16 protein-coding genes are annotated in these 19,249 nt (G+C 65.5%); 2 read left to right on the forward strand and 14 right to left on the reverse strand.

The genetic code is table 11. The features are described from left to right. Window positions 1–25 precede the first annotated feature (25 nt). The 10 genes from C8J43_RS11900 to paoA all read right to left on the reverse strand — a co-directional run bounded on the left by C8J43_RS11900 (window position 26) and on the right by paoA (window position 11,024). Window positions 26–454, reverse strand: a complete 429-nt coding sequence (locus C8J43_RS11900; protein ID WP_133031077.1) for a Na+/H+ antiporter subunit G — start codon at window positions 452–454, stop codon at window positions 26–28. Further along, window positions 451–720, reverse strand: a complete 270-nt coding sequence (locus C8J43_RS11905; RefSeq protein ID WP_133031078.1) for a K+/H+ antiporter subunit F — start codon at window positions 718–720, stop codon at window positions 451–453. Before C8J43_RS11905 ends, C8J43_RS11900 begins: the two co-directional genes overlap by 4 nt. Next, complete coding sequence (locus C8J43_RS11910; RefSeq protein ID WP_133031079.1) at window positions 717–1,208, reverse strand: Na+/H+ antiporter subunit E; 492 nt, start codon at window positions 1,206–1,208, stop codon at window positions 717–719. The genes C8J43_RS11905 and C8J43_RS11910 overlap by 4 nt, the downstream gene beginning before the upstream one ends. Beyond that, on the reverse strand, window positions 1,205–2,731 hold the full coding sequence (locus C8J43_RS11915) for a monovalent cation/H+ antiporter subunit D (protein ID WP_133031080.1): 1,527 nt from the start codon (window positions 2,729–2,731) through the stop codon (window positions 1,205–1,207). The genes C8J43_RS11910 and C8J43_RS11915 overlap by 4 nt, the downstream gene beginning before the upstream one ends. Then, window positions 2,728–3,084, reverse strand: a complete 357-nt coding sequence (locus C8J43_RS11920) for a Na+/H+ antiporter subunit C (protein WP_133031081.1) — start codon at window positions 3,082–3,084, stop codon at window positions 2,728–2,730. Before C8J43_RS11920 ends, C8J43_RS11915 begins: the two co-directional genes overlap by 4 nt. After that, window positions 3,081–5,888: a monovalent cation/H+ antiporter subunit A gene (locus C8J43_RS11925; protein ID WP_133031082.1), complete on the reverse strand. Its 2,808-nt coding sequence runs from the start codon at window positions 5,886–5,888 to the stop codon at window positions 3,081–3,083. The genes C8J43_RS11920 and C8J43_RS11925 overlap by 4 nt, the downstream gene beginning before the upstream one ends. Window positions 5,889–6,183: 295 nt before the next feature. After that, a complete protein-coding gene (locus C8J43_RS11930) occupies window positions 6,184–7,143 on the reverse strand; it encodes a nitronate monooxygenase family protein (protein ID WP_133031083.1) in 960 nt (319 codons plus the stop codon). Between the two features lie 91 nt (window positions 7,144–7,234). After that, window positions 7,235–9,427: an aldehyde oxidoreductase molybdenum-binding subunit PaoC gene (gene paoC, locus C8J43_RS11935; protein ID WP_133031084.1), complete on the reverse strand. Its 2,193-nt coding sequence runs from the start codon at window positions 9,425–9,427 to the stop codon at window positions 7,235–7,237. A gap of 5 nt (window positions 9,428–9,432) precedes the next feature. Next, complete coding sequence (locus C8J43_RS11940; RefSeq protein ID WP_133031085.1) at window positions 9,433–10,383, reverse strand: xanthine dehydrogenase family protein subunit M; 951 nt, start codon at window positions 10,381–10,383, stop codon at window positions 9,433–9,435. After that, window positions 10,380–11,024, reverse strand: a complete 645-nt coding sequence (paoA, locus tag C8J43_RS11945) for an aldehyde dehydrogenase iron-sulfur subunit PaoA (protein ID WP_133031086.1) — start codon at window positions 11,022–11,024, stop codon at window positions 10,380–10,382. The genes C8J43_RS11940 and paoA overlap by 4 nt, the downstream gene beginning before the upstream one ends. Window positions 11,025–11,132: 108 nt before the next feature. On the opposite strand from paoA, the gene C8J43_RS11950 reads away from it, so the two are divergent. Continuing rightward, on the forward strand, window positions 11,133–11,333 hold the full coding sequence (locus C8J43_RS11950; protein ID WP_056049247.1) for a hypothetical protein: 201 nt from the start codon (window positions 11,133–11,135) through the stop codon (window positions 11,331–11,333). 169 nt (window positions 11,334–11,502) lie between these two features. On the opposite strand, the gene C8J43_RS11955 is transcribed toward C8J43_RS11950, so the two are convergent. Next, window positions 11,503–12,918, reverse strand: coding sequence for a dihydrolipoyl dehydrogenase (locus C8J43_RS11955; RefSeq protein ID WP_133031087.1), 1,416 nt, complete (start codon window positions 12,916–12,918; stop codon window positions 11,503–11,505). A 102-nt stretch (window positions 12,919–13,020) separates the two neighbouring features. Here C8J43_RS11955 and C8J43_RS11960 point away from each other — a divergent pair, with 102 nt between their 5' ends. Then, on the forward strand, window positions 13,021–13,647 hold the full coding sequence (locus C8J43_RS11960; RefSeq protein WP_133031088.1) for a glutathione S-transferase family protein: 627 nt from the start codon (window positions 13,021–13,023) through the stop codon (window positions 13,645–13,647). A 49-nt stretch (window positions 13,648–13,696) separates the two neighbouring features. Here the strand turns inward: C8J43_RS11960 and C8J43_RS11965 are convergent, their stop codons facing one another. From C8J43_RS11965 to C8J43_RS11975, 3 genes are read right to left on the reverse strand one after another with little or no spacing between them, the layout of a single operon-like run. Further along, window positions 13,697–15,775 (reverse strand): glycoside hydrolase family 97 protein, encoded by a 2,079-nt coding sequence (locus tag C8J43_RS11965; protein ID WP_165899616.1) that lies wholly within the window; start codon window positions 15,773–15,775, stop codon window positions 13,697–13,699. A gap of 2 nt (window positions 15,776–15,777) precedes the next feature. Next, a complete protein-coding gene (locus C8J43_RS11970) occupies window positions 15,778–17,412 on the reverse strand; it encodes an alpha-glucosidase family protein (RefSeq protein ID WP_133031090.1) in 1,635 nt (544 codons plus the stop codon). After that, a complete protein-coding gene (locus tag C8J43_RS11975; RefSeq protein ID WP_133031091.1) occupies window positions 17,412–19,229 on the reverse strand; it encodes an alpha-amylase family glycosyl hydrolase in 1,818 nt (605 codons plus the stop codon). The genes C8J43_RS11970 and C8J43_RS11975 overlap by 1 nt, the downstream gene beginning before the upstream one ends. Window positions 19,230–19,249: the final 20 nt, after the last annotated feature.

Genomic DNA, 19,249 nt, shown 5'->3' on the forward strand with positions numbered 1-19,249 from the left:
CCTTAACCGACCCGACGCCAAGCGCTCAATCGCCGGGTAGACGTTTAAGGTCAGCCGTCGACGTTGCGATGCTGGGCCTAGGCGCTTCGAACGTCGCCCAATCGCCGTTGCCTGGGTTTGGCGGCTCACCAGCGATCCCCGCCGGCTCGATGATATCGGCCATGCGCTGACGGTGGAGATGAACCTTCGCGATCATGTTCGCAGAGACCGGTGTGGTGATGAACAAGAACAGCAGAATCAGCAGTTCGTGCGTGCTCCACGTCCCGGATTGCAGCCGGGTATGCAGCATCGAGGCGAGCACCAGCGATCCGACCCCGAGCGTCGTCGCCATCGTCGGTCCATGCAGTCGCTCCATCGTCGACGGCAACCGGACCAGCCCCCAGCTGCCGAGCAGGAGGAACGCTGCCCCGAGCAGGATCAGCCCGGCCACGAGATAGGCGAAAGCATCGATCATTCGACGATGTTCCCGCGAAGGAGGAGCTTGCAATAGGCGACGGTGCTGACGAACCCGACCATCGCCAGCACCAACGCCGCCTCGAAATACGTGCTGGAGCCACCGATCATCCCGATCAGGAGGATCAGCGCGATGACGTTGATGACCATCGTATCGAGCGCGAGGATACGATCGCCGAGCGCCGGGCCGCGGAACAGTCGCCAGCCGTTGCACAGTAGCGCGAGCGCTATGGCGATCGCGGCGATGTTAAGCGCGACTTCGATCATGCGAATATCCTCAGCAGCCGCGCTTCGTACCGTCGCTTGATCCGCGCGATCTCGGTCGTTTCGTCCTCGACGTCGAGCGCGTGGACCAGCAGTGCGCGACCATCGGCGGACACGTCGGACGAGACGGTTCCCGGCGTCAGACTGATCGTCGCCGCGAGTACCGTGATCGCCTCGGGCGTCGTGAGCTCGATCGGGATCACGAGCCAGCGCGCGCGCAGATCGCGGTCACGCCGGATCAGGATCACGCGCGCGACATGGAAATTGGCGACGACGATGTCGAACAGCACGACCGCGAGAAACGCGACCAACGCACCGCCGAACCGCAGGCGAGGGCGATCGGGCCAGAACGGCGCGGTGACCTTTGGCAGGATGAGCGAGACCATCGCGCCAAGGACGAGGTCGCCGCCAGTGACGCTGTTCGCCAGCAGCAGCCAGACGATCAACAACGTCGCCGAGAGGGCAGGGTGGGGCAGGAGCAATCGGATCATCGCGGAACGCTGCCTAGAACAGCGGTGATATAGCGCTGCGGCGCGAAGATCTGCGCGGCGGTCGCCTGGGCTTGCGCGGTTGCCCAGCCGGCGCCGATGGTCAGGGCGGCGAGCAGGCCAATCAGGATCGTGGGGGCGATCAGGTCCGCGTTGGATCGGTTCGGACTATCGATCGGGTCTGCGCCGTTTGGCGATGCTTTCCAGAAGAGGATGCTGCCAGCGCGGGCGAAGCCGATGACCCCGATCAACGTCGTACCGAGGATTGTTGCCCACAGAATGATCCAGTTGGACGTCGTGGCGGTGGTCTGGAGGATGAACAGCTTGCCGATGAAGCCCGACAGCGGCGGCAGTCCGACCGCGGCAATCGACGACGCGAGGAACAGCACCCCGGTCGCCTGTTGGCCCGCAAACCGGGGGCTTGGGACCGCTGCGTCGTCATATTGGCCACGGCGACGCATGGTCACGTCGGCGACCAGGAACAACGCCGCACCGGCCAGCGTCGCGTGAACCAGATAGAAGAGCGCCGCCGCCATCGTCGCCTGGGTCCAGCAGGAGACTGCGAGCACCAGCGTGCCCGTCGATCCGACCAGCGCGAACGCCGCCTGTTTGCGCATCGCCTGCGCCACGAACACCCCGGCAAAGCCGATAACGGCGGTGATAACGGCGGCGGGGAAGAGCCACGGCGACGGCATCCACGCCAACGCGCCTGCACCCTTGCCGAAGAGCAACGGTACGATCCGGATCATCGCATAGACCCCGACCTTGGTCAGGATCGCGAACAGCGCCGCGACGACCGGCATCGTCGCGACGTAGGTCCGCGGCAACCAGAGATGCAGCGGGACGATCGCGGCCTTGAGCCCGAAGACGGTCATCAGCAGCACGCCGGCGATCCGCAGCATGCCCTCGTCCGCTGCTCCCGATACCGCAATGCGGCGCGCGAGGTCGGCCATGTTGAGCGTCCCGGTCACGCCGTACAGCACCCCGAGCGCGATCAGGAACAGCGCGGAACCGACGACGTTGACGACGACATAGCCGACCGCCGCCTTCAGCCGTGCCGCGCCCTGGCCGTGGAGCATCAGGCCGTAGGACGCGATCAGCAGGACTTCGAAGAACACGAACAGGTTGAAGAGATCGCCCGTCAGGAACGCGCCGTTCAGCCCCAGCAGCTGAAAATGGAAGAGCGAATGGAAATGCCGGCCTTTCCGATCGGCGGCGGTAAGCGTCGCATGCAGCAGGACGATCAGCGCCAATGCCGAGGACAGCCCCAGCATCGCCGCAGAAAGGCGGTCGAGCACCAGGACGATGCCGAACGGCGCCGGCCAGCCGCCGACCGCGTAACTGCGGATCGCGCCGTCTTGGGCGAGCCCGAACAGTGCGACCGCTGCTGCGAGCATGGCGACACAGCCGGCCAACGACAGACCGACTGCCAAACCCCGCTGACGGAGCATGGCCAACAGCGTCAGCGGGGCAACCACCGCCGGAATCACCACGGGCGCTATTATCAACTGATCGGCAAGCGTCATGGCTCACCCTCACCGCGGTCGGGGTCCGCCAGACCGTCGACGTGGTCGGATCCGCTTTCTATAAAACTGCGGAGCGACAGAATGACGGCCAGCGCGGTCATGCCGAACGCGATGACGATCGCCGTCAGGACCAGCGCTTGGGGCAGGGGATCGGCGTGATCCGTCACGCCCCTCGCGTACAGAGGCGGTCGATCGACGACGAGCCGGCCGGTCGCGAACAGGAAGAGGTTCACGGCATGCGACAGCAAGGTCAGCCCGAGTACGACCTGGAACGTCCGCCCTCGCAGCGACAGATACACCCCGCCTGCGGTCAGCACGGCGATGGCGCTGGCGATCAGGAACTCGAGGCTCATGGCACGGCCTGCTCGTCGGAAACTGCGCCGATGCGCGCGACGCGCTGGGTCAGATGGCCGAGTTGCGCCAGTATCATCATCACGGCGCCGACCACGACACTGGCGACGCCGGCGTCGAACAGCGTCGCGGTTGCCATCTCGACCTCGCCGATCAGCGGTAGATGGACATATCCGAAGCTGCTCGACAGGAACGGCGCATCGAAGACGAGCGATCCGAGACCGGTCGCAGTGGCGATCAAGATACCCACCGCGATCAAGGCATGGTCGTAATCGCGTCGCCGTTCGCTGGTAGAGCCGAACCCCGACGCGAGATACTGCATGAAGATCGCGATCGAAAAGACCAGCGCAGCGACGAACCCGCCACCCGGCGCATTATGGCCGCGCAGGAAGATATGCAGGCCTACCAGCAGCGCCAGCGGCAGCAACGCGCGGGCGGCCGTCGCCAGCATCATCGGATGTCGATCGGGAGAATGCGGCATGTTCGACCGCGGTATCCGCACACGCACCGCCGGTTCCAGCAGCGCGTAGATTGCGAGCCCGGCGATCCCCAGCACGATGATCTCGCCCAACGTGTCGAACGCGCGGAAGTCGACCAGCGTGACGTTCACGACGTTCCTGCCGCCGGTACCCGCATAGCTGTTCGCCCAGTGGAACGCCGACACCGCCGCCACCGCCGGACGCGTCATCACCGCCCAGGCCAGCCAGCCGGTTCCGACGCCTGCGACCCCGCCGAGGAGCGCATCCCGGGCTCGCCGGGGAATGCTCGACAGCGTGGGTGGCGACTTGGGCAACATATTCAGCGCCAGGAGCATAAGCAGGATCGTGACGACCTCGACCGCGATCTGCGTCAGCGCGAGATCGGGCGCGGACAGGTGGACGAACGCCAGCGCGATGACGAGCCCGACGACGCCGAGGAAGAGCAGGGCGAGATAGCGGTGGCGCTGCACGATGACGACGGCTGCTGTCGCAACGATCAGGCCCAGCCAAGCGACGATCGCAACGGCCGATGCCGGGATGCGCGGACGCGATCCGGTATATACGCCGCCGCTCGTCAGGGTTGCCCCGGTCGCAAACACGATCGCGACTGCGAACAGGACGAACAGGTAGCGCTGGAGCGCCGCGGCATGGACGACGCCCGAAACGCGGCGCGTGCGGTCGAATGCCGACCGCATCGCCGCGTCGAACATCCGCTTCGCATCGGGCGCGGATCGGGTGGCAAGCCAATCGGCCACCGGCGCCCGCCGCCATAGCACGAGCGCGCCGGCGCCGACGGCAACAGCGCTTAAACCGAAGGCCGGGTTGAGACCGTGCCATAATGCGAGATGCAGGTCGGGCGAGCGGCCGCCGACGACCGAACCGGTGGCCGCGGCGACCAGAGGCCCCGCGATCGTCATGGGGATCAGCCCAAGCGCGATCGCTATCACGACCAGTACGACCGAGGGCGCGAGCATGGCGATACCCGGATCGTGCCGCGTGCCTGCTTCGCCAACGTGCGTCCGTCCGAATAAAAGACCGATCGCGTAACGGAGTGCATAGGCGACCGACAGGACCGCGGCGAGCGTGGTCAGGATCGGTACCAGCCAGGACTGACCCGCCAGGACCGCATGCGTGCTCTGGTCGAACATCATCTCCTTAGAGATGAAACCGCCGAGCGGGGGCAGTCCGGCCATCGATGCGGCGGCAAGCGTGCCGAGCGTGGCGGTGATCGGCATCAGCGCCGCGAGGCCACCCAGGCGTCGTATATCGCGCGTGCCCGTCTCGTGATCGACGATCCCGACGTTCATGAACAGCGCCGCCTTGAACGCCGCGTGGTTGAGGATGTGGAAGACCGCCGCGGTGGCTGCGGCGGGTGTACCGAACCCGAGCAGCATCACCATCAGCCCCAGTTGGCTGATCGTCGAATAAGCCAGGATCGCCTTCAGATCATTGCGGAACAGCGCCACCGCGGCGCCGAACAGCATCGTTACGAGTCCGGTGGACGCGACGAGGTAGAACCAGAGATCGGTACTCGATAGCACCGGCCACAGCCGTGCCAGCAGGAATACGCCCGCCTTCACCATCGTCGCGGAATGCAGATAGGCGCTGACTGGGGTCGGCGCGGCCATCGCATGCGGCAGCCAGAAGTGGAACGGGAACTGCGCCGATTTGGTAAACGCGCCGAGCAGTGTCAGGATGAGGATTGCCGGATACAGCGGCGAGGCCTGGACGATGTCCGCACGCGCGAGAATGGTTGCCAGTTCGTACGATCCTGCCGCCCGTCCGAGCAGCAGCATCCCCGCGATCAGCGCCAGCCCGCCGCCGCCCGTCACCGCCAGCGCCATCCGCGCACCTTGCCGCGCCTCGGGGCGATCTCGCCAAAACCCGATCAGCAGGAACGACGACAGGCTGGTCAATTCCCAGAAAACGAGCAGCAGCAGGACGTTAGCCGACAGCGCGATACCGATCATCGCGCCCTGGAACAGCATCAGGAAGGACAGGAACCGTCCGGTGGCCTCGCCCTTGGCGAGATACCCGTGCGCATAGACGACGACCAGCAGACCGATGCCGAGGATCAGTCCGGCGAACAACAGACCGAGCGGGTCGAGCCACAGGCTCGCGTGGAGACCTAGCGCCGGTACCCATGTCAATTGCGCACTCAACGGCGTCCCGGCCAGAACGGTGGGCGCCGCAACGAGCAACAGACCGAGGCCTACCGCGCTGGCGCCGCCCGCAATCACCATTTGCGCGACGCGACCTGCTCTCGCGTAGAGGCTCAAGATCATGGCGGCGACGAACGGCAACAGGACCAGGGTCGTCAGGACCATCGCGACCGTCTACCCCGTTGTACCATGCAGCACCCTTCGCACGATGCGGCGATCGGGTCGACGTTCCCGGCTGCAATCTCGCCGAATTCCGTTTCGATGTTTACCGGAACGTTGGCGAATGGCCTTAACGAAAGGCCCGACCATGCTCGAGAGCCCCAGACGATCTTACCTCTCGCTTGGGCGGCTAGATCAGCTCTTCGTGCGCCATCGCCATCGCTGCCGGGCGCTCCATGTTTTCAGATCGACCTTATCATGGTCGAACGATTGCGCGAATACGCCGTCACGTTGGTCTAGCTCAGACACCGATGCGGACGCGCGCCGCGCGGTATTCGCGTTCGAGGCGGTCGACCCGATCGGAAACGCTCTCGACTTCGGTGACTGCGCCGATCCCCTGGCCAGAACCCCAGATGTCGCGCCACGCCTTGGGCTTTGATCCGTTGCCGCCGCCGAAGTCCATCGTCTTGAGATCACCCTCTGGCAGCGCGTCCGGGTCCATGCCTGCAGCGACGATCGAGGCGCGAAGGTAGTTGCCGTGTACGCCGGTGAAAAGGTTCGAATAGACGATGTCAGACGCCTTGCCGGCAACGATGCCGTCCTTGTACGCTTGGTCCGCGTTCGCCTCGGTCGTCGCGATGAACGGTGAGCCGATATAGCCGAAGTCCGCGCCCATAGCCTGTGCCGCCAGCACCGCGTCGCCAGTCGCTATCGAGCCCGACAGCGCGAGCGGGCCGTCGAACCACTGGCGGATTTCCTGGATGATCGCGAACGGCGACAGGCGGCCGGCATGGCCACCGGCACCGGCGGCAACGGCGATCAGGCCATCCGCGCCCTTCTCGATCGCTTTCCGCGCAAAGCGGTCGTCGATCACGTCGTGCAGCGTGATGCCGCCCCAGCCGTGCACTGCGGTATTGAGGTCCTCGCGCGCGCCGAGCGAAGTGATGACGATCGGCACCTGCCACTTTGCGCACGTCTCCAGATCGCTCTCGAGCCGGTCGTTCGATTTGTGGACGATCTGGTTGACCGCGAACGGCGCGGCCGGGTGATCCGGATTGGCGCGGTTGTGCGCGCTCAGTTCCTCGGTGATCCGGTGCAGCCACTCGTCGAGCATCGCCTGCGGGCGCGCATTGAGCGCGGGGAACGAGCCGACGATGCCCGCCTTGCACTGCGCGATCACCAACTCGGGGCCGGAAATGATGAACAGCGGCGAGCCGATGACGGGCAGGCGCAGGTTTTTTAGAATAGCGGGTACGGTCATGCCAGTTTTCTAGCGCAACCTATTCGCGCGCGCCAGAGCCGGTTTTGCCCTCCACCCAGGCCGCTGATGCGGCCGGGTGGAGGGCAGGGTATCAGGCCATCTTGCCAATGACCTTGTCGAGCGTCAGGGGATATTCGCGGATGCGGACGCCGCACGCATTGTAGACCGCATTGGCGATCGCCGCGCCGACACCGCACAGCCCGAGCTCGCCGATACCCTTGGCCTTCATCGGCGAAGACTTCTCGTCGAGTTCGTCCATGAAGAACACGTCCTGCATCGGGATGTCGGCGTGCGCCGGCACGTGATATTCGGCGAGGTCGTGGTTGACGAAATAGCCGAACCGCGTGTCGACGATCGCGTCTTCCATGAGCGCCGCACCGACGCCCATCGTCATCGCGCCGATCACCTGGCTGCGGGCCGATTTCGGGTTGAGGATACGACCCGCCGCGAACGCGCCGCTCATCCGGCGGACGCGGATTTCACCGGTCGCCGAGTCGACGCCGACCTCGACGAAATGCGCGCCGAACGTGGCTTGCGCGTACGTCTTGGTGAGGTCGCCGAACTCGATCGAATCCTCGGCGGAGATACCGGCATCGCCTGCGGCTTCCGACAGCGAGACGCTGCGGTTGCCCGACTTTACCTTGCTATCCTCGAACACGACGTCGGTCGAGTTGAAGCCGAGTTTCTGAGCGACACGCTCGCGCAACGCCATGCATGCCGCATAGACGCCCGCGGTCGAGCTGTTGCCGCCCCACTGGCCGCCCGAACCCGACGAGGCCGGGAAGCTGCTGTCGCCGAGCAGGACGATGACCTTGTCCATCGGTACGCCCATCATCTCGGCGGCGGTCTGCGCGATGATCGTGTAGCTGCCGGTGCCGATGTCGGTCATGTCGGTGGCGACGGTGACGACGCCCTTCTTGTCGATCCCAACGCGTGCGCCCGACTTCATCGTGACGTTGTCGCGGAACGCCGACGCCATCCCCATGCCGACCAACCAGCGGCCATCGCGGACCTGGCCGGGAACCGGGTTGCGCTTGTTCCAGCCGAAGCGTTCGGCGCCGGTCTTCAGACAGCCGACCAAGTCACGCTGCGAGAACTGGCGCGTCGGCTTTTCCGGATCGACCTGCGTATCGTTGATGATCCGCAGCTGGACCGGGTCCATCTTCAGCTTCTCGGCCAGCTCGTCCATCGCCGCTTCGAGTGCGAGCAGGCCGACCGCTTCGCCGGGCGCACGCATCGCGTTGCCTTCGGGGAGATCGAGCACGGCCAGACGCGTTGCAGTCATGCGGTTTGCGCCGGCGTAGAGCAGGCGGGTCGCGTTCGGCGCCGTCTCGGGACCGCCGCCGGGCAGATCGCCCGACCAGCTCTCATGCGCAATCGCGGTGATCTTGCCGTCCTTCTGCGCACCGATACGAAGACGCTGGATCGTTGCCGGGCGATGCGTGGTGTTGTTCATCACCTGCGGGCGCGCGAGCGCGAGCTTCACCGGACGTCCGCCGATCGCGCGCGAGCCGAGCGCCGCCATGACCGCATCGCTACGGACCCACAGCTTCGAGCCGAACCCGCCACCGACATAAGGCGACATCACGTGGATGCTTTCCTTCGGCAGCAGCAGCGTCTCGCTCATGTCGCCGACCGCCCAGTTGATCATCTGGTTCGACGTCCAAAGCGTGAGCTTGCCGTCCTTCCATGCCGCGGTGGTGGAGTGCGGCTCCATCATCATGTGGCTCTGATCGGGCGTGGTGTAGCGCTCGTCGACCTTGACCGCGGCCTTGGCGAAGGCGCCCGCGAAATCGCCAACAGCGGTGTCGGGGTTGCCGCTTTTGGGCTTGGTCGCCGAGCCCTGCGATGCGGCGAGATCGAAATTGCCCTTGGCCCGCGCGTAATTGACGCGGAGCAGCTTGGTCGCGGCGCGCGCCTGCTCGAACGTTTCCGCAACGACGACAGCCACGGCTTGGTCGTAATGCTGGACTTCGGGGCCGGCGAGCATCCGTGCGGTGTGGTTCTTCGCCTTGCCGAGCTTGCCGGCGTTTTCATAGGTGACGACGGCGAGCACGCCCGGCGCAGCCTTCGCGTCGGCGGTGTCGATGCTCTCGATCCGGCCCTTGGCGATTGCTGCGCCGAGGATGTAGCCATAGGCGGCGTTGGGCGCGGCATCGTTGCGTTCATAGGCGTAGTGTGCGGTGCCGGTGGTCTTCAGCTTGCCGTCGACGCGGTCGAGCGGCTTGCCGAGCACCTTCATGCGGTCGGTCGGATTCGCCGTGGCGGGGGTATCGAACTTCATGGCGATCAGGCCTTTGCGTCTTCGAACACGGCGCCGATGGTGCGTTCGACCAACGGCAGCTTGAACGCGTTCTGTGAGGTGGTGCGGGCACCGGCGAGGACGGCCGCTGCGGTCGCCTTGGCGCCATTGGGCATCTGCGCTTCAGCTGATTCGACGCGCCACGGCTTGTGCGCGAGGCCACCGAAGGCGAGACGGCCGCGACCGCCAGGCTGGATCACGGCAGCAACCGAGATCAGCGCGAACGCGTAGGATGCGCGATCACGCACCTTCTGGTAGATATGCGTGCCGCCGATCGGCTTGGGTAAAGTCACGGCCGTGATCAGCTCGCCGGGCGCGAGCGAGGTCTCGATGTTCGGCGTCGCGCCAGGAAGACGGTGGAAGTCCGCGATCGGGATCGCGCGGCTCTGGCCAGCAGCGTTCACCGTCTCGACGGTCGCATCCAGCACGCGCATCGCAACGGCCATGTCGCTGGGGTGCGTTGCGATACACGCCTCGCTCGTGCCCATCACGGCCAAATTGCGGTTGAACCCGCCGATAGCCGCGCAGCCGCTGCCGGGCTGGCGCTTGTTGCAGGGCTTGGTGGTGTCGTAGAAATACGGGCAGCGGGTGCGCTGGAGCAGATTGCCGGCTGTCGTCGCCTTGTTGCGAAGCTGACCCGATGCACCGGAAACCAGCGCACGGCTCAGCACGCCGTAATCCTTGCGCACACGCGCATCGGCGGCGAGATCGGTGTTGCGGACCAGCGCGCCGACGCGGAGGCCGCCCTCGGCGGTCGGCGTGATCTTGTCGAGGCCGAGGCCGTTGACGTCGATCAGATGTTGTGGCGTCTCGATTTGCAGCTTCATCAGGTCGAGCAAGTTTGTGCCGCCGGCGATAAACTTGGCGCCCGGCGTACGGACGGCGGCGCTGGCGGCTTCCTTCGCCGAGGTGGCGCGTTCGTAGGTGAAGGCCTTCATGCGGTGCGCTCCGTACCCGCGACGTCGTGGATCGCGTCGATGATGTTCGCATAGGCGCCGCAGCGGCAGATGTTGCCGCTCATCCGCTCGCGCAGTTCATCGGTGGTGACGGTCGGCTTTGCAGCGATGTCGCCGGTTACATGGCTGGGAATGCCCGCCTTGATCTCGCCGAGCGTCGCGACGGCCGAGCAGATCTGGCCGGGGGTGCAATAGCCGCACTGATAGCCGTCATGCTTGACGAATGCCGCCTGCATCGCGTGCAGCTTCTCGGGCGTGCCAAGGCCTTCGATCGTCGTGATTTCTTCGCCTTCGTGCATGACCGCGAGCGTCAGGCAGCTGTTGATCCGGCGACCTTCGACGATCACCGTGCACGCGCCGCACTGGCCGTGATCGCAACCCTTCTTGGTGCCGGTGAGCTTCAAATTTTCGCGCAGTGCGTCGAGCAAAGTGGTGCGCGTATCGACGTTCAGCTTGGTGGTACGTCCGTTGACCTTGAGCGTGACCGGCATGGTCGGCGGGGCCGATTGCGTCGTGCCCTGCGTCTGCGCCTGTGCAACGGGTGCTGCTGCCAACGTGGCCGACGCGACACCACCGGCGATCACGCCACGGCGTGACACCGGAAAACATTCATCCTGATGCATATAAACCCCTGTATATGTTGGCCTAACGGGTGAAGCGCGGCAAAGTTGCGCTACTAGGCATTTGGTTCCGTGAATTTTGCGTCACGGAGGTTTGGGTAGGGCATTGAAATGCGGACAATTTCTTCCGGCGTGTCGGTCCGGCTGTATCATCTAGACGACAGCGGCGAGGGCGGGGCGGCGACGACTCTGTTCTATGGGCCGCTCGGGGAAGCGCTCGCGATTGCCGCACAGCAGGAGGAGGACGTCCAGACGGGGCTGTATCTCGCCACCGAGAACGACGTCGTCGCGTATCTTGATCTGGAGGAATAGGACGCCAAGCGACCGACCTCTTATTGCGATGCGCCACCTCGATAGCGCCACCCCGGCGAAGGCCGGGGCCCAATTGGAAAGCTGGCCGTAACGAAGCGTTGCCAGCCGTTACTAAGCGCTCCCAATTGGGCCCCGGCCTTCGCCGGGGTGGTATTTGTGTTCAGATGCTTCAAGTTCCTGGCGTGAAACCATCGTCGCGATCCGGCGGGGTGGGCGCATGCACTTCGGCGCAGATCGAACGAAGCGCACCCTTCATCCCCTCCTCGAAGGTCGGATGATAGATTGGCAGGTCGAGCACCTCGGTCGCGGTCCAGCCGCTCTGAATCGCCCAGGCGATCAGGTGCGCGCTATGCTCGACCGCCGGACCCGCCATCGTCGCCCCGGTCAGCCGGCCATCGCCACGATCCGCATAGAAGCGCACTAGCCCGGCATTGCACGCCTCGACCTTCGCGCGGCCCTGATCGTCGTACGACGCGGTGCCGATCACGCTGTCGGCATCACCATCCTCCGCAATCTTGCCGATCACCGCGACGTTGGGGTGCGTGAAGGTGATCGCGAACGGCACGGTGCGCTTTCCCGGCGTCACCTCGGGATAGCTCGCCGCGTTGCGCCCGGCGATCGTTCCCTCGGCCGACGCTTCGTGTAGCACCGCGCGATCATGATCGGCATCGCCGGCGATGAAGATCGGCGCAGTGCCGCACTGCATCGTCTCGCGGTCAAAGTCCGGCATGCCGTGGTCATCGAGCGCGAGGCCGGTCGTCTCTAGCCCAATGTCCTTGATTCGTGGCGGACGTCCGGTCGCGACGAGCAGATAGTCGAAGCGTCGTTCGCCCGACGCCGATCCGGTCCAGGCCAGCTTGACGCCGTCGCCATCCGGCTCGACCGCCAGCTCGACGCCGAGCAGGATGGGCATCTCTCGCGACAGGATCGCGTGATACGCCTCGGCGACGTGGGGGTCTTTCAGTCCGCCGATCGTCTCGCCCGTGTCGAACACCATCGTCTCGACCCCGAGCCGCGCCATCGCCTGCGCCAGTTCGAGCCCCAGCGCACCCGCACCGACGACGCCGATCGATCCCGGCAGATCGGCCAGTTCGAAGATGCTTTCGTTGGTCAGCACGCGGTCGCGCACCGCGTCGAACATCTCGGGGATCGCAGGGCTCGACCCGGTCGCGATCACCACGGACTTCGCGTGGACCTCGCGGCCGTCGCTCAACGACAGGATCGTCGCACCTGCAAATTTCGCTCGCGCCTTGATCTTCACCTCGTCGGGCAGCTTGTCGATCGACTTTTCGACGCCCGCGACGAACGCGCCGCGCTCCTTCCGCACGCGCGCCATCACCGCAACGCCATCGACTTTGCCCGACGCCTCGATCCCGAATACCGACGCCTGTTCGACCGCATGCATCGCATTTCCGGCCGCGATCAACAGCTTCGAGGGCATGCATCCCACGCTCGCGCAGGTCGTACCGCCAAAGCCTTCGTCGATCAGCAGCGTCGTGGCGCCATTGCGGCGCGCGCTGCGCTCGGCGGCGAGGCCGGCAGTCCCGGCACCGATGATCGCCACGTCGCAGGTCAGCTTGGTCATAAGTCTCTCCGTTGCCGGAGGATTCCGGGATCGCGACCGAGGAAACCTTCGATGCCGCCCAGCCGTTCCGCGGTGCAGCACATTCCCTGACGAAGGACGCTTATGTTAACGCTCCACCATCTGAACTACTCGCGCTCGATCCGCGTGCTGTGGCTGCTCGAAGAGCTCGGCATCGAATACGACCTCGTCAAATACGAGCGTGACGAGAATTTCCGCGCGCCGGCTGCGCTGAAGGCGATCCATCCGCTGGGCAAGGCGCCGGTGCTGGTCGACGGCGACCTGACGCTGGCCGAGAGCGCGCCGATCCTGTCGTACATCGACGCGCGGTACGGCGACCGCCGCTTCTCGCCGCCGATCGACAGCGATGCCGCCGCGATCCACGACGAGTGGCTGCAATATGTCGAAAGCTCGGCCGCGCTGCCGATCATGATGACGATGTTCGGCAAGCGGATGGGCGGACTCCCTGAGGGGCTCACAAAGTTCACCGGCCCCGAGGTGACCAAGACGCTCGACTATATCGGCGCAGGCGTCGGCGACGGCCCGTATCTGATGGGCGAGCAGCTGATGCTCGCGGATATCCAGATGAGCTACATGCTGGCGATCGCGGAAAGCACGGGGTTGCTCGTCGAGCATCCGGCCGTCCAGGCGTATCTCGATCGGCTCCGTGCCCGCCCGGCCTTCGTTGCAGCTACCGAGATCGGCGGCCCGCTGATGCCCGCCCGTCGCTGATCTCCGGCCCCGACATCCCGGCCGTTCGCCGGGATGTCGGGACCTAAGCTCACCGCGCCTTGAAGCGGATCGCTTCGCCACCACCCGGGGCGAGCGGCAGCGTCAGCGTGTCGCCCTTGCGGACGGTCTTAGTCTCGATCGTGATCGAATGCCGCGCATCGGTCTTGTAGTCCGCGTTCGGACCGTCGCGGTAAATCTGCGCGGTGTAGCTCTTGCCGGCGTCGAGGAAATCGAGCGCCACGGTCAGCGTGCGTGGGTTTTCGTCGGTAACGCTGCCGAGATACCAGTCGTTCGACTTGCGGTCCTTCCGCGCGAAGGTGACGTAGTCGCCGACGTCGCCGTTCAGCACGCGCGTGTCGGACCAGTCGGTCGGCACGTCCTTGATGAACTGGAACGCGGCCGGATACTTCGCATAGTTCTCGGGCGTGTCCGCAGCCATCACGACCGGCGAGTACAGCACGACGTACAGCGCAAGTTGCTTGGCGATCGTCGACAGGATGTCGCTGTTGTCCGACCCCTTGAGGCTCAGCACCCCGGGCGTAAAGTCCATCGGCCCTTCGAGCATCCGCGTGAAGGCGAGGTTGGCCTCATGCTCGGGCGGGTTCTTGCCGGCCCAGCTGTTATATTCCATGCCCCGCGAACCTTCGCGCGCGATCCAGTTGGGATAGGTGCGGCGCAGGCCGGTGTCCTTGACCGGCTCGTGGCTGTCGATCGCGACCTTGTACTTGGCGGCGGTGGTTACGACGCGGGTATAGTGGTTTACCATCCACTGGCCCTCGTGCCATTCACGGTGCTGCGCGCCGTCGGGATCGACGCGTTCGATCTGGCCGGCATCGGTGACGTAGCCGGTCTTGACCGCGGGGATGCCGTGATCGCGCGCGTAGCCGAACGACCGGTCGAGCTGGCTGTCGTAGTGGCTGGCCGATCCGCCGGTCTCGTTATGGCCGATCAGGTAGACGCCCTTCGCCTTCGCGTATTTGGCGAGGACGTTCGCGTCGAAATCGGGGGTCGGCGTGTCGAACTGCATCGCGTTGCCGTTGCCGAACCAGTCGCCGTCCCAGCCGACGTTCCAACCCTCGACCAGTACGCCCGGGATCTTGTTGACGCTGGCGAAGTCGATGTAGCTCTTCACATGCGCGGTGGTGGCGCCGTGCTGCGGCCCGGTCGCCCAGCTCCACCTGCCGGTGATCATGTTCCACCACACGCCCACGAACTTGCCCGGCTTGACCCAGCTGACGTCGCCGAGCTTGTTCGGCTCGTTGAGGTTGAGTTCGAGGTGGCTCATGTAGAGACCGGGTGCGTCGTCCGACAGGATCAGCGTCCGCCACGGCGTCGCGAACGGCCCGGTCCGTGTGACTTTCGGCGCGCCGGCACCAGGCGTGAGGACCGCCTTCAACGTGTTGCCTTCGACCTTAGCGACGTTCATCCCGGCATAGTCGGTCAGCGCCGCCTCGTGCAGCGCGACGTGCGTGCCGCTGGCGAGCTTCAGCGTGATCGGCGTCGCGGCAGTGCCCACCCCGGTCAGCGGCGTGCGGTTGTAGAGATACTCCTCGCGGTTCCACTCGAACGCCGGTTTCCACCACGCGGTCGCATCCTCGGCGAACGCGAACTGGGTCAGTTCCTCGGCGATGTTGATCGTCTTGAAGTTCGGCTGCTGCGGAAATTCGTAGCGGAAGCCGACGCCGTCGTCCTGCAGGCGGAACACGACATCGATCGCGCGTTTCAGGCGATCGGTTTCGACCAAGCGGACGCGCATCTCGGTGTGGTTGTCGCGGATCGACTTCCACTCGCCCCAGGGCTGAGTCCAGGTCGAGTCCGCCTTGTTGCGGGCGATGCTCTCGATCTTGAGGTGACGGTCGAACTTGGGCGCGTCGGTGAACAGGAAGCCGAGCCGCGACGGGCTGACGATCAACTCGCCCTTGCGGGTGATGCTGTAGCTCGCCTTGCCTTCGCCATCGGTCGCCACGGTAACGACGATGCTGCCGTCGGGCGAGGTCGCGATCGCGTTCGGGATCGTCGGCGCCGGCTGCGGCTTGATCGTCTCGTTGGAGGTCGGCGCGGGGGCGGCATCTTGCGCGAAGGCGGGCGTTGCGATCAGCGCGACGGAGAGCAGGAGAAGGGTCTTCATGATCATGCGATCCTTTCGGCGACGAGTGCCGCGTATGAGCCGAGGGTCCAGCCCTCTACAATGTTGACGGTATCGCGCACGCGCCAGCCGTCGGGCTGGGCAGGGCGCCATTCGGTAGGATCGGCGGCCATGTTGAACACGCAGAGCATCGTCTCGCCGTCGGCATGACGTTCGAACGCGAGCACGGAGGACGAGACCTCGACCAGCGTCAGGTCGCCGATCGCCAGCGCGGGGCTTGCCTTGCGCAACGCGAGCAGGCGACGGGTGAAGTGAAGCAGCGAGTCCGGGTCGCCTTCCTGCCGATCGACCGCGAGCGCAGCATGATCGCCGCCGACCGGCAGCCACGGCGTCGCCTCCGAGAAGCCGGCGTTGCGCGCGTCGGCGATCCACGGCATCGGCGTGCGTGCTCCGTCGCGCGACAGCGTCAGCGGCCAGTTGGCGATCGCTTCGGGATCCTGGAGCAGGTCGAACGGCACCTCGACCTGGGTCAGGCCGAGTTCCTCGCCGTAATACAGGAAGATGTTGCCGCGCAGGCAAACGAGCAGCAGCATCTTCATCCGAGCGAACGCGTCGCGGTTGCCGATGTCGACCCAGCGCGAGACGGCGCGCGGCGCGTCGTGATTCTCGAACGCCCAGCTCGGCCAGCCGAGATCGGTGTCGGCGGGCCAGAGCAGGATCGCGTCCGCCACCGTCTTCGGATCGAGCGCGGACGCGTAGAGGAAGTCGAAGCCGTACGCGCTGTTCAGCCGGGTATTGCCGCGCGTGAACAGCTTCATCTCGCGGTCGCTGTCCGCACCGCCGACCTCCGCCACGGTGAAGCGGTCGCCATAGCCGTCGATCAGCCGCCGCAGCCGTTCGAGGAACAGCGGGATGTCCGGATGGCTCTGGTTGTGGACGTGCGCCTGGTAATCGAACGGCCGCGTCTTCAGGCTGTTGTCGCTCGCCGGAGGGTTATCCGTCAGCGCCGGATCGTGCATCGTGAAGTTGATCGCATCGAGGCGGAAGCCGTCGACGCCGCGATCGAGCCAGAACTTCGCGGTGTCGACGATCTCATCCTGCACGTCGGCGTCGTGGACATGGAGCTGCGGCTGTTCCTTGAGGAAATTGTGCAGGTAATATTGCCGACGGCGCGCGTCCCAGGTCCAGGCGGGGCCGCCGAACACCGACTGCCAGTTCGACGGCGGGCTGCCGTCGGGCTTGGCATCGGCCCAGACGTACCAGTTCGCCTTCGGGTTGGTGCGTGACGATCGGCTCTCGACGAACCACGGGTGTTCGTCCGACGTGTGGCTGTAAACCTGGTCGATAATGATCTTCAGGCCGAGCGCATGGGCGCGGGCGATCAGCGCGTCGAAATCGGCGAGCGTGCCGAAGATCGGATCGACATCACGGTAGTTCGCAACGTCGTAGCCGAAGTCCTTCATCGGCGATGTGAAGAACGGCGACAGCCACACGGCATCGACGCCGAGGCTAGCGACGTAGTCGAGATGGCGGGTGATGCCGGGCAGGTCGCCGATCCCGTCGTCGTTCGAATCCGCGAAACTGCGCGGATAGATCTGGTAGATCGTCGCGCCCTTCCACCAAGGGCGGTCCTTGGCGTGGTGATCGGCGGTAACCGGCAACAAGGCAGTGTCAGGCATCAACGAATCTCCGCGGCGCAGACGGCATAGCCGAACGCGGGCAGCGTCATCATGACACTGCCGGGCGCGGCCGCGCGGGGTGCGCAGGTGCCGGCGAGCGTGGTGAAACGGGACGAGCCGGTCTCGACCTGCACCGTCTGCGTGAGCGGCTTGGCCGAAGTGTTGAATGCCAGCAGGATCTCCGCACCGGTGGTGGGGTCGAAGCGCGAGACGGCCAGCAGCCCCGGCGTTTCGCTCCGACTACGGATCAGCGTGCGACCGCGCGTCAGGGCAGGGTGCGTGATGCGGACCTTCGACAGGTCCGCGATCTCACGAAACAGCGGATTCGTCTCGCCAAAGCTTTCGGTCGCGTTGGTCTTGGTCGTGCCGAGCAAGCGGTTGTCGTTGTAGACCGCGACCTTCGACGCGAACATGTCCTCGCGGGCGTCCTGATCGTTGCCGTCGCCGACGAAGCCCTGTTCGTCGCCCGAATAGATCGTCGGCACGCCGCGCAGCGTCAGCAGCATCGCATTCGACAGCAGGACGCGCTTGAGCACCTCGTCGTCGGACGCCTGCGGAAACGCCTTCCGCACGAACGTGGCGAAGCGGCCGTCGTCGTGATTGCCGGTGAAGGTCGGCAGGATCGCCGCGGTGTCGACGCCCTTCGCGTAGAGCACGTCGCCGTCGAGCAGCGCCTCGAACGCGTCGGTTCCACGCGTGCCCGCAACGGTCTCCACAACCGTCTGGCGGAACGCGAAGTCGAGCACCGCGGGCAGCTTGTCGACGATCGTGTGCTGCGCGAGCACTGCGGGTCGAATCTCGTGATCGGAGACTTCGCCGAAGATGTGGAAGTTGGGGATGCCGTTCGCCTGCGCGCGCGTCAGCATCGCGGGGACGAACTGCGCCCAGAATTCGGGGTTCACGTGGCGCGCGGTATCGATCCGGAAGCCGTCGACCTTGAAGCGGTCGATCCACGATCCGAAGATGTCGATCATGCCGCTCACGACGCGCGGGTTCTCGGTCATCACGTCATCGAGACCCGAGAAGTCGCCCATCGTCGAGCTCTCGTTCGTGAAGGTCGAGTCACCGCGGTTGTGGTAATAGATGGGGTCGTTGAGCCACGCCGGCACCTTCACCGTCCGCTCGGCCGCCGGCACGTACGGCGTGTAGGCGTAGGTCGGGTCGGTCAGCTTGGCGAAGTTCGCCGTGGTCTCGACGCCGTCGCCGACGAACCCGCCATTGATCGGCTTGCCACCGATGCCGCCCTTGCGCTGGTACGGATACGCCGCGCGGTCGCGGTACGGGCAAGGCACGCCGACCGAGCACTCGCGGTACTGGATCACGTCGGCGGTGTGGTTGATGATGATGTCCATATACACCTTCATCCCGCGTGCGTGCGCGGCGTCGACGAAGGCGGTCATGTCGGCGTTGGTGCCGAGATGCGGATCGACCTGCGTGAAGTCGGTAATCCAGTAGCCGTGATAGCCCGCGGATTCGTGCCCCGGCGAACCCTGCACCGCCTTGTTCTTGAAGATCGGCCCGAGCCAGATCGCGGTCGCGCCGAGATGCTGGATATAGTCGAGCCGGCTGGTCAGCCCCTTGAGGTCGCCGCCGTGATAGAAGCCCTTGGCTGTCGGATCATAGCCCGTCTTCAGCCGATCGCCCGCGATCCCGCCGCGATCGTTGCTCGGGTCGGCGTTCTCGAACCGATCCGGCAGGACGAAGTAGATTACCTCGTCCTGCGGCAGGCGCGCGCGATAGTCGGTTTTCGCACTTTGCGCCGCCGCAGGTATCGCGGTGGCGCACAGCAGCGCGGAGAGGATCAGCGACTTGATCATGGAGCGTCCTTTTGCGGGGA

The sequence above is a fragment of the Sphingomonas sp. PP-CE-1G-424 genome, assembly GCF_004341085.1.
Lineage (GTDB): Bacteria > Pseudomonadota > Alphaproteobacteria > Sphingomonadales > Sphingomonadaceae > Sphingomonas.